Source organism: Fimbriimonadaceae bacterium (genome assembly GCA_019638795.1).
GTDB lineage: Bacteria > Armatimonadota > Fimbriimonadia > Fimbriimonadales > Fimbriimonadaceae > JAHBTB01.
Map to the genome: position 1 here is coordinate 81646 of JAHBTB010000001.1, position 12916 is coordinate 94561.

Sequence of the window (12916 nt, forward strand, 5' to 3'; positions counted from 1 at the left end):
TATGGGGGGGCCGTCGTCGGGCCCGGCCGGATCGAGCCGGGGCCCTTCGGGCCGCCGTCTTCTTGCTGGTGCCAGGGTCAGGGCGGCACCTGCCACAATGAGCCCACATGTTCCGCGTCATCATGCTCAGCTGGGAGTACCCGCCCCGGATCGTCGGCGGGATCAGCCCCCACGTCTACGAGCTGTCGCAAGAACTGGTCAAGCGCGACATCGAGGTGCACGTCGTCACCAAGACGACCCCCTTGGCCCCCGACGAGGAGGTCGAGGCGAGCGGCGTCCACGTCCACCGCGTCCACCTGGAGGCCGAACCGGACAATTTCGTCCACGAGATCCAGCTGCTCAACAAGGCCACCGACCTGCGGTGCCGCCGCCTGCTGGAGGACTGGCGGCCGGGCGGCCAACCGACCGTCTTCCACGCCCACGACTGGCTGTCGCTCGACTCGGCGCGGAGCCTCAAGTACGAGTACCAACTGCCGATGGTCGCCACCGTCCACGCCACCGAGCACGGGCGCAACAACGGCATCCACAACGATCTGCAAAAGTACATCCACGAGCAGGAGTACTGGCTGACCTACGAGGCCTGGCGGGTCATCGTGTGCTCGGAGTTCATGCGGCACGAGGTGAACCGCTACTTCAACTCCCCCTACGACAAGATCGACGTCATCTTCAACGGCGTCTCGCCCGCCAAGTTCGAGTTCGAGTGGAGCGAGAAGGAGCGCGCGGCATGGCGGGGCAAGTTGGCGACCCCAAAAGAAAAGATCGTCATGTACGTCGGCAGGTTTGTCCGCGAGAAGGGCATCCATGTCCTCCTGAACGCGGCGAGCGTGATCCTGAGCGAGGAGCCGGACACTAAGTTTGTCATCGTCGGCGGCGGTAACCGCGAGAACCTGGAGAAGTTCGTGCGCTGGTACGGGCTCCAAGACAAGGTGCTCTTCACCGGGTTCATGGCCAACCGCTCCCTCCACCAACTGTTCCGGAGCGCCGACGTCGCCGTCTTCCCTTCCCTGTATGAGCCGTTCGGCATCGTGGCCCTCGAAGGTATGGCCGCCGGGGCCGCGGTGGTCAGCAGCGACGCCGGCGGGCTCAAGGAGGTCGTCCTCCACGATAAAACGGGCACGCTCTGCTATTCCGGCGACCCGCAGAGCCTGGCCTGGGCCGTCCTCAACGTCCTGCGCGACCCCGTGCGGGCCGAGAAGCTGAAGAAGGCGGCCCGCAAGCGGCTGGACGACGACTTCAACTGGGGCAAGATCGCCGACCAGACGATCGACGTGTACAAGCGGGTCTGGGAGGAGTTCCTCCGCTCCTATTGGGCGGACAAGACGGTGTGGCCCGTCACTCCGGGGGCCGAGGAGCGGGCCACCGTCGCCCGACTGCGCGAAAAGGCCCTTACCGGGTCGTACGTGCCCAAGCCGATGCCCTACGTCGCGGTGCCGAGCGTCAAGATCGACCCAGACGCGGCCCTTGCCGCCGGTGCACCCGACGAGCAGGACGGGGACTGACGACCGAACGAGGGTTGTCTTGAGGAATCAAGTAAAACTACTAGTGACCATCGCTGTAAGAAATGTGGTCTATTGTGGTTTGAGGTTTGATTATGCGAAACACGTTGCTCATCACTTGCTTGGCTGCTTCGGCGCTGAGCCAAGCCGCCCTCTGGGACAACACCGCGAACTGGACGAACACCACGCACCGGAGCCAGGGTAACAACCCCGCCCTGCACATCACGAATACGACCGGAAGTGCAGTCGGTGTGTCCCACGTCGCCTTTCAGGGTCAGAACATGGTCGATCAAAACATCAAGTTCTTCCTGGCTGACAGTGGCGGTTCGATCTTGGACGAGGTGACGGTGTTCCGTTCGGCCACCGGGGCCCACGTGTTGACTGGTGCCGATGTCAACTGGTCTCTCGCCGCCGGTCAGTCCTACTTCATCGGCGCGGCATGCGAGACCAGCGGGAACGACTACGACTACTCCACGAGCGGCTTCCACCTTGAGAATGGATTGCAGAGTTCAGACAACGGGAACTTCAACGGTTACGGTAGCTTGACTCAGGGCGGCGGCGGTGCTGCGGACATGTCTTGGCAACTGGATTCCGTGCCTGAACCGACCACGATGGCCCTCGGAGGGTTGGCTCTGGCCGGCTTCTTGGCTCGACGCCGCAAGTCCTGACTTGATCCTCGACAAGAAAGCGGCTGCCGCCCCACGGGACGGCAGCCGCTTTTTTTTGGGGTCAGGGTGCCCTAGCCGCTCAAGCCAAGGCTCTTGAGGAACGCGTCCATCTTCGGGGCGCGGCCCAAGTACTCCTTCAGCATCTCCATCTCGTCTTCTGTCCCGCCCTTGGCAAGGATGTGGTCGCGGTACCACTTGCCCGCCTCCGGGTTCAGAAGGCCCTTCTCCTCGAACCGGGTGAACATGTCTTGGGCGTAGACCAGTGACCAGAGGTAGCCGTAGTAGGCCCCTTCATAACCCACCAGGTGCCCAAACGCCGCCTGGGGCAACGTCCCGGGCATTTGCTTGAAGACGGTGTCCTCGTCATAGACCTCGAAGGCGACTTTGGTCGTGTCGATCTTGCCGCCCGGGGCGAGGTGGTAGCGTTGGTCCATCTCACCGAGATAGACCTGTCCCTGGTTCTCGATCCCGCTCCCCAGGGTGCGGGCCTTCTTCATCCCTTCCAACAAGTTCGCGGGCAGGGGCTCGCCGGTCTTGTAGTGCTTGGCAAAGGTGGCGAGGACGCCCGGGTCCCACACCCAGTTCTCCAGCATCTGGCTCGGGGCCTCGACAAAGTCGCGGGCGACGCCCGTACCGGCGAAGCGGGCGTACCGTGACTTACTGAAGAGGCCGTGCAGACCGTGGCCGAACTCGTGGAACAGGGTCTCGACGTCGTCATGGCTGAGCAAGGCAGGCTTGTCGCCCTGGGGTTGGTTCAGGTTGCAGACGAGGGCGACGAGGGGCAGGCGCTCTGTCCCGTCTTCGTCGATCCGGTGCACCTGGAGGCCCCAACAAGCGGCGTGGGTGTACTTGCCGGGCCGCGGATAGAGGTCCATGTAGCACCGGCCGAGCAGCTTGCCCGACGCCTTGTCCTTGACCTCGAAGAGCTTGACGTCGGGGTGCCACACCGGCAACCCCAGCTTGGCGGCCTGGTCGGTGACATCGGTGTAGCTCACCCCGAACAATGTCCCGGTGACGTCGAACAACCCTTTCAGCACGTTGGGGACGGAGAAGTACTCCTGGATCTTCTCGCTGTCAATGGCGTACTTCTTCTCCAGCAGCTCGCGCTTGTAGTAGCTGTAATCCCACGGGTCCAGTTCGGCCTTGGGGTCATGGAGGTCGTCACGCTTGGCTTGGGTGAACTCGGCCTTGTCCAGGGCGGCCTTCTTGGCGAGGATCGGCTTCAGGTCGGCATAGAACTTGGCGACGGTCTCGCTGTTCTTCGCCATGCGGGTCTCGATCTCATAGTCGACGGTGTTCTTGTAGCCCAGCAGGTGGGCGAGTTGGTCGCGCTTGACGAGGAGTTGGGCCAGCAGCTCGACGTTCTTCTCTCCGCCGCGACGCAACCAGATCCACCGCGCCTTCTGGCGTGTCGCCGGGTTCGAGGCAAAGTCGACGATGACGGAATAGTTCGGCCCGGTCATCGGCACCAGGTAGCTTCCGGCCAGCTTCACCCATCCGCTGCGGGCGTCTTCGGGCACGCCGGCCAGTTCCTGCTCCGTCAACGGGAGTTGCAGGGTGTCGACGGCGATGTTCTCGTCGAACTCCAACCCGATCTTGTTGAGGTCTTTCTCCAACGCGGCGGCCTGGTCACGCTTGTCCTTGGGCAAGTCCATGCCCGCCCGGCGGTAGTCGCGGAGGGTGAACTCAAGCAGCCGCTTCTGCTCGCCCTGGAGGTCGGGTTTGGTGTCCGCGTACTCCTTGACCGCCTTGTAGAGGTCTTCTCGCTTGCCCAATTCGACGTAGTAGTCGCCGAGGAACTCTTCGGCGGCGCCGGCGTCGGCCCGGACTTTGGCGTCGGTGCTGACATTGCGAAGGAACACGGTCAGGCTGGTCGAACGGTCGAGGTCGTCGGTCAGGCGGTCGAAAGCGCCGATGGTGTTCTCAAACGTGCGCCGGTCTTTGGGGATGTTCACGATGGCGGCGACGGCTGCGTCCGCCTTGGCGACGGCCGCCTTGACGGATGCGGGGACTTCTTGGGCGCCGGAAAGCGTGGCGAGGGCCAGCAAGCCAGCGGCGAAGTACGGCTTCATAACCCCTGTAATACCCACTACGGCGGCAAGCGAGTTTCCTGGGGCCCTCAAGTCCGGCGGACTTCGACCGTGACCACCGACCCCGACGAGACCCTCACCTGGTCGTGTCCGTCCGCCCTGGTCACGTGAAGGGGGCGAGGGTCGTGGGGGCGGGCGGGGTCGGCGGCAAAGGCGCGCACCTGGCCCGCAAACGGCAGGCTGAACGCGGCCTCCCGGCCCGAACGGTTGATGAAGACAAACACCCAGCGCTTCGGGTCGGCGCTGTCACGAGAGGCGTGCACGGACGCAAGGGCGGGGTCGCCCGGTCGTCCGGCCTCCGTGAACGTCGAGGCCACCGAGACGTCTCCGAACCGAGACCCCTTGCCGTCGAAGCTCAGGTACGCGGCGAACCCGGCCAACTGCGCGGGCGACTTGACGTCCACCCCCCAGTTGGCGGCGGCGAACACGCCATATCGGCCGAAGAGACCGAGGACGTCGGCCTGGGCGACCAGGCCGCTCGGCTCACGGCCGCCGCCGTAGTTGTATTCCGTCACCGCAAGTTTGGTGCCCGGGTACGAACGGTCGATCCTCGTCTTGAGATAGTCAAGGAGCATGATCGGCTTCTTGCCCAGGCTGTCGGCGATCCAGCTGGTCTCGACATAGGTGGGGTCCCACAGCGACCGGGGAGCCTGCATCCGTGCCTCGGCGAGGGCTGACCCTCCCGGACTGTCGGTCGTGACCCGTTTGCCGCCGCCCTGGGCCTCGGGATACCAATGGACGTCCAAGACGTCCAGCAGCCGACGGCCCGCCTTGTGTCCCGCCGCCCGCATCCCGGCCAGATAGAAGTCAAGGAAGTCACGACCGTCGGCGTCCGGGGCGTCCTGGAGCCGACGGTACCCCTGCCACCCGTAGCTGGCCGGCCCGAACACCAAGGTGTCCGGCGCGACGCGCTTGATCCCGGTCGCGAACGCGACCCCGGACTTGAGGACGTCGTCGTATTGGACAGGGAGCGGCCGCAGCCGGGCATGGGTGCTGTGCCACAAGTCGGGTTCGTTGTCGAGTGAGTACCAGACCGGCGTGGCCTTTGTGCGGTGCGCCTCCACCCAAGCGACCATCTCGTCCTGATAGACCACGCCGTCTTTGGTGTCGGGGGTGGCCGCAAACGGGCCGGGTTTGACCGGTTTACTCGGCAAGAACCGCTTATGGATGTAGTCGGTCGTCTTCTTGACGTCTCCGTCACCGCGCTTGTCCGCACTGACGTACCCCGCGCACGGCACGGTGAGGAGCACGGCGGCCCCGTGCCTCTGGGCGGGCTCGAAGAAGTTGCGCAGTGTCCACCCGGGCTCATCGGTCTCGCCCAAGTAGCCGTCGTTCTGCATGTGCCAGTCCGCTCCCGCGTTGCTGGCGTTGGTCTCCCAGTTGTAGGCGGTCATCCGGTTGCCACCCTGCCGGACGAAGGGGTAAGCGGTCTTGGCGGCGTCCCAGTCAGGCTGGTTCGCCCCATAGATATAGGGCGAGACCGGCCGAGTGTCCTCAGGGTCGACCGTGACCGTAAAGACCGTCACTGCCGGCAGGGCGCTGAGCAAAACGGCGGCCAACATCGTCCTGTGGTCAAGTATGTGCCGCGGCAGACGTCAAGATAAGGGATGGCCATGTCGACCACCGTCGCGATCGACCCCGCCGACCTGACTGTGGCGGCGACCTACGACTTCCTCAGCCGTGTGGTCGTTCCCCGGCCGATCGCCTTGGTCAGCACCCTGGCCGACGACGGGACCCCCAACCTCGCCCCCTTTAGCTTCTTTATGGCCGGCGGGGCGAACCCGGCCAGCCTCGTGTTTTGCCCGGTCCGGGCCGTCGGAGGGCGCAAAAAGGACACTTTGGCCAACATTGAGGCGACCGGCGAGTACGTCATCAACCTCGTCGACCGCGCGATGGCCGAGGCGATGAACGCCACGAGCGCCAAGCTCCCGCCCGAGGCCAGCGAATGGGAGCACAGCGGGTTCCTCTCTGCCCCGAGCGTCAAAGTCGCCCCCGCCCGCGTGGCGGCAAGCCCCGTTTCGTTTGAAATGAAGTTGTTCCGGACCCTTGACCACGGAACCGGCGACACCTCGGCGACCTACGTGGTCGGCGAAGTGGTCTTGGCCCATGTCCATGAGTCAGTCTGGAACGACGGGACGGTCCAGGCGCTCCAGCCGATCGCCCGCTTGGGCGGGCCGAGCTACATCGACTTGGTGGGCGGACAGGTGTTCGACCTCGTGAGGCCCAAGGCACCGGGACCTGGCTAGGATTTGACGACGGACGGGACGTCGATCTCGACCGGCTTGGCGTTTTCCAACCGCCTGCGTTTGCCGTCCAGACCATAGAGGAACTGGCCGCCGTGGCCGCTGTGCCCGACGAGCAACACCCGGCCCCTGGCATAGAGAGTCCTGAACTGCTTCACTGACGCTTGGACTTGGGCGAGACCCGACTCCCATGTCGGAGACGAGGGATAGCGGTCCATGTCGGGCATCAGTTTGAATAGCCCCTCAAGGTCCTTGGGCAAGGTGATTTTGCTGCCCCAGGCGAACTGGGTGGCCGGCTTGCCCGTGCTCTTCATCGTGCAGCACTCGTACAGCAAGGGCCAAACCGTCGCCCGCTGTCCCGTCGCCCGGAGGTACGGGGCGATCGTCTTGAGGGCCCGCGGTGACGGCGAGACCAGGATGAGGTCGTACTTCGGTTCCTTCCGGAGCAGGACGGTCAAGGCATCGACCTGCTTTGTCCCCTTCTCACTGAAGACGTTGATCGTCTTCGAGTTGTACTTGCCCGTCGCGTTCGCCTCGGTCTCGCCGTGACGGACAAACGTCAGGTGGCACGGGGAGACGGCGGCGAGGGCGACGATGGCGGCGAACATGCCTGAGAGGATAGCATCCGCCCCCCACCCGCCCTGCTGACGGCAGGGCAGGAGGGGGACTGCCGGTCAATACGACGCCGAGTTTCTTTCAATCCGCACGCTTGGCAGGCGCGTGGTCTGGTTGATGTTCAGGTCATACCGACGGCTCGGGCCGTTCGTCCGGTCCACGTTAATCCGGAGTTCCAATGTTTCAAACCGCGAAGCCGTGTTCGGGACCTTCACCCATACGTAGTACGGAGTCTGGGTACTTCGCGTCCGGAAATTGAGCGTCAGTTCGGTGTTTGTCGCGTTAGCCGACCAACCGTCACACCACGTTGGGCGGTTGCTGGTCGAGGCGAAGCTTTCATGGTTGCCGGTGCTGAACGTCGTCGCTCCGTTCTTCGTGATGTACACCTCGTAGTTGCGCATGTCTTGCGTACCGTCTGTCCGCAGAAGTCGCACCACGACGTCCGAGTCAATACCGAGAGCCTTGCTTCCGCCGCAACCCGCCATCAAACCGGCGAGGGCGGCCCCACCGGCCCAAATAAACACTCTCCTCATAGGTAAGGGATTATGAAGCCGGAGATACTTGCCCACGCAAGAGAAGAAAAGAGACTTACCGGTCAAGGGACTGGCCACTTCCCCGGTCGACGCGGCCCTCGGGGTGCCGACGGCGGGTAGTACACTTCGACCCATGCCTCGACGCGAGTTGGACGAGTGGATGCTCCAGGTGGCCGCCGACTTCCAACGCCACACCGGATCCACGAGGAACCTGCGCGGCGGCTTCACCCAACAACGGGAATGGGCGCCGCGGGTGGACTTGCTCGAAGCGGAGACCCACTTCATCCTCCGTGTCGAACTCGCCGGCGTCGACCCTGGGCAGGTGACGATCCAGTTCGACCCAAAGCGGCATACCCTTGTGGTCAAGGGTGAGCGCGCTGACGGCCTGTGCGGTCGCAAAGAGCGCTACAACCCCCTGCAATTGGAGATCGAGACTGGAGCGTTCACCCGGGAGGTCCCCCTCCCCCACGTCCTTGTCGACGTGCGGAATGCCCAGGCCTCATGGACCAACGGCCTGTTGCAGGTCGTCGTACCAAAGGAGACCTACCTTGACGAGGTCGAGGTCAGGCACATCACGATCCAACGCCTGAAATGAGCGACACCGAAACCCGAACACCGGACGACGAGCCGGTCGTCGTGGCCATTGACGAGTCACCGGACGACACCACGGCCGACAGTGCCGAGGAGGCGAAACCGAGCCTTCCGGAAGTCCTCAACGTGCTTCCCTTGCGCGAGTCGGTGGTCTTCCCCATGCTCATCGCGCCCCTCTCGGTCTCACGGCCCGCCAGCGTCCAGTTGATCGACGACTCCGTCGTCAGCAGCGACCGGGTGATCGGCGTGGTGGCCCAACGAAACCCCGACACCGACGAGCCCGGCTTTGACGACATTTACGGAGTGGGCTGCGCGGTCATCGTCCGGACCCTCATGAAATCGTCCGACGCGACCCGCCTGATCGTCCAGGGCACGTCGCGATTCCGCATCGTCGAGGTCGTCCAGACGACGCCGTACCTGAAGGCCCGCATCGAGCCGGTCTCCGAGCCCACCGTCCCTGAGGAGGAAGCCGAGGAGGTCGAGGCCCTCCGCCGGACTGTTGCCGCCCTCTTCGAGCACGCTGTGCGCCTGTCGCCCGCCATCCCCGACGAGCTCCGGCAACTCACCGAGAACGTCCACGAGGCCAACGTCATGGCCGACCTTGTCGCCGCGCACCTCCCGTTCAGCGTCGTCGACAAGCAAAACGTCTTGGAGTCCGTCGACCTGAAGGAGCGGATGCACAAGCTGCTCCACATGCTCTCGCGCGAGGTGCGGATCCTCGAACTGACGAGCAAAGTCCAGCACGAGGTCAGCGCCGAGCTGAGCAAGACCCAGCGGGACTACTACCTGCGCGAGCAGTTGAAGGCGATCCAGCGTGAGCTTGGCGAGTCCGACGGCCCGGGGGCCGAGGTCGACGATCTCGCGATCCAAGTCGAAGAGTCGGGCATGCCCGAGGAAGCGATGGCCTCCGCCAACCGCGAACTCGACCGGTTGCGCCGGATCAACCCCGGGTCACCCGAGTACACCGTCGCCCGCACCTACCTGGAGACGATGCTCGCCGTCCCGTGGCAGACCTCGACCACCGACAACCTGGACCTGAAGCATGCCCGCGCCGTCCTTGACGCCGACCACTTCGGCCTGGAAAAGATCAAGCGCCGCATCATCGAGTTCCTCGCGGTACGGAAGGTGAAGGAGGGCGGCGCGGTCCGCCAGCCGATCCTGTGCTTCTACGGCCCGCCCGGGGTCGGCAAGACTTCCCTCGGCCGGTCCATCGCCCGGGCGTTGGGACGCGAGTTCTACCGCATGAGCCTCGGCGGCGTCCGTGACGAGGCGGAGGTCCGCGGCCACCGCCGCACCTACATCGGCGCCATGCCCGGGCAGATCGTCCAGGGGCTCCGGAGGGTGGGCACGAACAACCCGGTCTTCCTCCTCGACGAGATCGACAAGCTGGGCAACGACTTCCGGGGAGACCCCTCGTCCGCCCTGCTCGAAGTGCTCGACCCGCACCAAAACAGCGAGTTTCGCGACCACTATCTGGACGTGCCCCTCGACCTCTCCAACGTGCTCTTTCTCACCACCGCCAACCGGCTGGACACGATCCCCCATGCCCTGCGCGACCGCATGGAGATCATCGAACTAGGCGGATACACCGAAGAGGAGAAGCTGGAGATCGCCAAGAGGCACCTGGTCCCCCGCCAGGTCGAGGAGCACGGGCTTGCCGTCGGCAAGCGACGCAGGGCCAAAGTCAGGTTCGAAGACGACGCCTTGAGTGAGGTGATCAGGGGGTACACCCGGGAGGCGGGCGTCCGCAACCTCGACCGCGAGGTCGCCGGCGTCGTCCGCCACGCGACCCTGAAGTTTGCCGAGGGACGCAAGTCGGCGTTGACCGTTGACAAGGCGTTCGTCCACGCCGCCCTGGGTGCCCCGCGGTTCACCCACGACGAAGTCGCGGAGCGGGATCTGGTGCCCGGCGTGGCGGTCGGCCTGGCCTGGACGCCGGTCGGCGGCGACGTGCTGTTCATTGAGTCGGTCCGCACTCCGGGCAAGGGACACATGACCGTCACCGGCCAGCTTGGTGACGTGATGAAGGAGTCGGTCTCAGCCGCCATGACTTACCTGAAAGCCCACGCCGCCGAATACTCTCTGACCGAGGAAGACTTCGACAAATGGGACGTCCACATCCATGTCCCGGCCGGCGCGACCCCCAAGGACGGCCCCAGTGCCGGCATCACGATGCTCACCGCCCTCGCTTCCCTCTTCACGGGACGCCGGGTCAAGCAACGGTTGGCGATGACCGGCGAGGTCACCCTGACCGGACAGGTCCTCCCCATAGGCGGGGTCAAGGAGAAGGTGCTCGCCGCCTTTCGGGCGGGCGTCACGACTCTTTTGCTTCCCGATGACAACCGTAAAGACTATGCCGAGGACGTCGCCGACGACGTCCGTCGAAAACTCAAGGTCCATTTCGTCAAGGACGCGTCCAAGGTCCTTGAACTGGCCCTCCGTCGGTGAGAAGCGTTACTAGTAACACATATTTCTGCCAGGGAAACACTTCTTTAACTCTCACTAGCCTGAAGTGTGATTACCATGAGTTGTCAATCACGGAGGCATCCATGAAACGCACCATTTCAACCCTGACCATAGGGGCCCTACTCGCCGGGGCCGCCCATGCGAACCTCATCACCAACGGCAGCTTCGAGGAAGGCGTCCTTGTCCCAAACGGCGACAACACCATGGCGCTTAACCCCGGCTCGACAGACATCACCGGGTGGGTCGTCCAGAATTCCTCGGTCGCCTGGATCGCCGACCCCAACCCGTTCAATGGTGTCGCCGCGAGCGACGGGGTCAGGAGCCTTGACCTGACCGGTTACAGCGAAGGCCCCGGCGGCGTCTCCCAATCCTTCGGCACGGTCGTCGGCGCGGAATACACCGTCACGTTCGACCAGGGGGCCAACCCGGCGTACGGCCAGTCGACCATCCGGGTCCTTGCCGCGGGAGACAGCGAAGATTTCACCCTGACCAGTGACAACGGCCAACTCTGGGCGAACCGGACCTGGACTTTCACCGCCGTCTCGTCTGTGACGACCCTGGAAATCGGCCACTACTTCGGCGGAGACGTCTACACCGGCTTGGACAACGTCGTCGTCACCGGCCAGCCCGTGCCCGAACCCGCGACGCTCTCCCTGCTCGCCCTCGTCCCGATGGCTCTCCGCCGTCGTGCGCGCCGCTGAGACAAACACACCGCCCCGGCCCGCGGTGCGGGCCGGGGCGCACGGCGTCAAACGGGTCGTTCAGGCGCTCTTGGCCAATCGTGAGAACGAGTCCTTGTCCACGGCGCGCATCAAGCACTCCTCAAAGCTGACCTGTCCCTGGCGGTAGAGGTCGCTCAACGAGCGGTCCATCGTCTGCATGCCGACGTTCTGGCTCGTCTCGATGACCGAGTACATCTGGTGCGTCTTGCCCTCGCGGATAAGGTTCTTGATGGCGGGGACGCCGATCATGATCTCCAAGGCGGCGCGGCGTCCGCCACCGAGCCGGGGCATGAGTTGCTGGGAGATGACGCCCTCGATCGTATTGGCCAGCAACACGCGGATCTGGTCTTGCTGGTCGCTCGGGAAGACGTCGACGACACGGTCGATGGTGGCCGGGGCGTTGCGGGTGTGCAACGTGCCGAAGACCAAGTGGCCCGTCTCGGCCAAGGTCAGCGCGGCCTCGATCGTCTCCAAGTCGCGGAGCTCACCGACGAGAATGATGTCCGGGTCTTCGCGAAGCACCGCGCGCAGGGCGTTGTGCAACGAGTAGGTGTCGCTGTGCAGTTCGCGCTGGTTGACCATGCACTTCTTGTGCTTGTGGAGGTACTCGATCGGGTCCTCGATGGTCATGATGTGGGACGTCCGGGTCGCGTTGATGTCGTCGATCATCGACGCGATGGTCGTCGACTTACCGGAACCGGTCGGCCCCGTGACTAAGACCAGCCCCGACGACCGCTTGGCGATCTCCCGGATGATCGGCGGCAGGCTGAGTTCCTCGAACGACGGGATCCGGTTCGGGATCATACGCAGGGCCGCGCCGACCGCCATCCGCTGCATATAGATGTTCATACGGAACCGGGCGAGGTCTTTGACGGTGTATCCGATGTCGAGCTCGTGGGTCTGCTCAAACTTCTGCAGATGTTCGTCGGTCAAGACCTCGTAGCAGAGCCGCTGGGTCTGGTTCGGGTCGAGGACTTCGTAAGGCAGCGCGCAGATTTCGCCGTCCATACGGATCATGGGAGGGAGGCCGGCGGTCAGGTGGACGTCACTCGCCTTGCGCTCGACGGCCATCCGTAGGATCTCGTCGATGTGGACTTGGTCCACCGGCAAGGCTTGTTCGGTGATCCTCGTGAACTCATCCGGCTGAATATCACCGACGAAGTACTTCCCTTGCCCCTTCTCGGGCTCCAAGACGTGCAACGGCACCGGGGCCGGCATGTAAGGGTTTCCGTCTTCGTCGTCCTCAAAACGGTTCGCGGGGAGGTCCATGTCTAGGTTGTCCTTGGGTGGTGCGGTGTTCTCGACCAGAGTCAGGGGCGGTTCGGTGGCCACGGTCGGCATCGGCGGCGCGCTCACCTCCGTCGGGGGCATCGGTGGCTCGGCGCAGGCGACGGCATCGTGCTCCTCTTCCGGCGACTCGGGCGACTCGACGGGTTCGTCGTGCTGCTCCTCGTGGGCCTCGGCGACGAGTTCCTCACCGGACCCGTGGTCG

Annotated in this window: 11 protein-coding genes; 6 read left to right on the forward strand and 5 right to left on the reverse strand. The window is 64.4% G+C overall.

From position 1 onward, the window contains the following. The first annotated feature begins 107 nt into the window (after positions 1-107). Positions 108-1499, forward strand: a complete 1392-nt coding sequence (locus KF857_00415; GenBank protein ID MBX3110443.1) for a glycosyltransferase family 4 protein — start codon at positions 108-110, stop codon at positions 1497-1499. Positions 1500-1591: 92 nt separating this feature from the next. After that, a complete protein-coding gene (locus KF857_00420; protein MBX3110444.1) occupies positions 1592-2164 on the forward strand; it encodes a PEP-CTERM sorting domain-containing protein in 573 nt (190 codons plus the stop codon). 71 nt (positions 2165-2235) lie between these two features. Here the strand turns inward: KF857_00420 and KF857_00425 are convergent, their stop codons facing one another. Together KF857_00425 and KF857_00430 are read right to left on the reverse strand one after the other, a co-directional pair. Next, on the reverse strand, positions 2236-4236 hold the full coding sequence (locus KF857_00425; GenBank protein MBX3110445.1) for a Zn-dependent oligopeptidase: 2001 nt from the start codon (positions 4234-4236) through the stop codon (positions 2236-2238). Between the two features lie 47 nt (positions 4237-4283). Next, a complete protein-coding gene (locus tag KF857_00430; protein ID MBX3110446.1) occupies positions 4284-5816 on the reverse strand; it encodes a hypothetical protein in 1533 nt (510 codons plus the stop codon). A 51-nt stretch (positions 5817-5867) separates the two neighbouring features. Between KF857_00430 and KF857_00435 the strand changes: the two genes are divergently transcribed. Beyond that, on the forward strand, positions 5868-6500 hold the full coding sequence (locus KF857_00435; GenBank protein MBX3110447.1) for a flavin reductase family protein: 633 nt from the start codon (positions 5868-5870) through the stop codon (positions 6498-6500). Here KF857_00435 and KF857_00440 read toward each other — a convergent pair. Both KF857_00440 and KF857_00445 read right to left on the reverse strand, forming a co-directional pair. After that, positions 6497-7105 carry a histidine phosphatase family protein gene (locus KF857_00440; protein MBX3110448.1) on the reverse strand — a complete coding sequence of 203 codons (609 nt, stop codon included), beginning with the start codon at positions 7103-7105 and terminating at the stop codon, positions 6497-6499. The genes KF857_00435 and KF857_00440 overlap by 4 nt on opposite strands. A 66-nt stretch (positions 7106-7171) precedes the next feature. Continuing rightward, positions 7172-7645 (reverse strand): hypothetical protein, encoded by a 474-nt coding sequence (locus KF857_00445; GenBank protein ID MBX3110449.1) that lies wholly within the window; start codon positions 7643-7645, stop codon positions 7172-7174. Between the two features lie 133 nt (positions 7646-7778). Here KF857_00445 and KF857_00450 point away from each other — a divergent pair, with 133 nt between their 5' ends. The 3 genes from KF857_00450 (at position 7779) to KF857_00460 (ending at position 11403) form a co-directional block, all read left to right on the forward strand. Continuing rightward, positions 7779-8240, forward strand: a complete 462-nt coding sequence (locus KF857_00450; GenBank protein ID MBX3110450.1) for an Hsp20/alpha crystallin family protein — start codon at positions 7779-7781, stop codon at positions 8238-8240. Further along, a complete protein-coding gene (lon, locus tag KF857_00455; protein MBX3110451.1) occupies positions 8237-10684 on the forward strand; it encodes an endopeptidase La in 2448 nt (815 codons plus the stop codon). The genes KF857_00450 and lon overlap by 4 nt, the downstream gene beginning before the upstream one ends. Positions 10685-10785: 101 nt before the next feature. Beyond that, positions 10786-11403 (forward strand): DUF642 domain-containing protein, encoded by a 618-nt coding sequence (locus KF857_00460; protein ID MBX3110452.1) that lies wholly within the window; start codon positions 10786-10788, stop codon positions 11401-11403. A gap of 60 nt (positions 11404-11463) precedes the next feature. On the opposite strand, the gene KF857_00465 is transcribed toward KF857_00460, so the two are convergent. Then, a complete protein-coding gene (locus KF857_00465; protein MBX3110453.1) occupies positions 11464-12642 on the reverse strand; it encodes a type IV pilus twitching motility protein PilT in 1179 nt (392 codons plus the stop codon). Positions 12643-12916 lie beyond the last annotated feature (274 nt).

Bases quoted from the DNA above. Each gene is read 5' to 3' on its own strand.
- KF857_00415 (MBX3110443.1), top strand. From the start codon at position 108: ATGTTCCGCGTCATCATGCTCAGCTGGGAGTACCCGCCCCGGATCGTC.
- KF857_00420 (MBX3110444.1), top strand. From the start codon at position 1,592: ATGCGAAACACGTTGCTCATCACTTGCTTGGCTGCTTCGGCGCTGAGC.
- KF857_00425 (MBX3110445.1), bottom strand. From the start codon at position 4,236: ATGAAGCCGTACTTCGCCGCTGGCTTGCTGGCCCTCGCCACGCTTTCC.
- KF857_00430 (MBX3110446.1), bottom strand. From the start codon at position 5,816: ATGTTGGCCGCCGTTTTGCTCAGCGCCCTGCCGGCAGTGACGGTCTTT.
- KF857_00435 (MBX3110447.1), top strand. From the start codon at position 5,868: ATGTCGACCACCGTCGCGATCGACCCCGCCGACCTGACTGTGGCGGCG.
- KF857_00440 (MBX3110448.1), bottom strand. From the start codon at position 7,105: ATGTTCGCCGCCATCGTCGCCCTCGCCGCCGTCTCCCCGTGCCACCTG.
- KF857_00445 (MBX3110449.1), bottom strand. From the start codon at position 7,645: ATGAGGAGAGTGTTTATTTGGGCCGGTGGGGCCGCCCTCGCCGGTTTG.
- KF857_00450 (MBX3110450.1), top strand. From the start codon at position 7,779: ATGCCTCGACGCGAGTTGGACGAGTGGATGCTCCAGGTGGCCGCCGAC.
- lon (MBX3110451.1), top strand. From the start codon at position 8,237: ATGAGCGACACCGAAACCCGAACACCGGACGACGAGCCGGTCGTCGTG.
- KF857_00460 (MBX3110452.1), top strand. From the start codon at position 10,786: ATGAAACGCACCATTTCAACCCTGACCATAGGGGCCCTACTCGCCGGG.
- KF857_00465 (MBX3110453.1), bottom strand. From the start codon at position 12,642: ATGCCGGCCCCGGTGCCGTTGCACGTCTTGGAGCCCGAGAAGGGGCAA.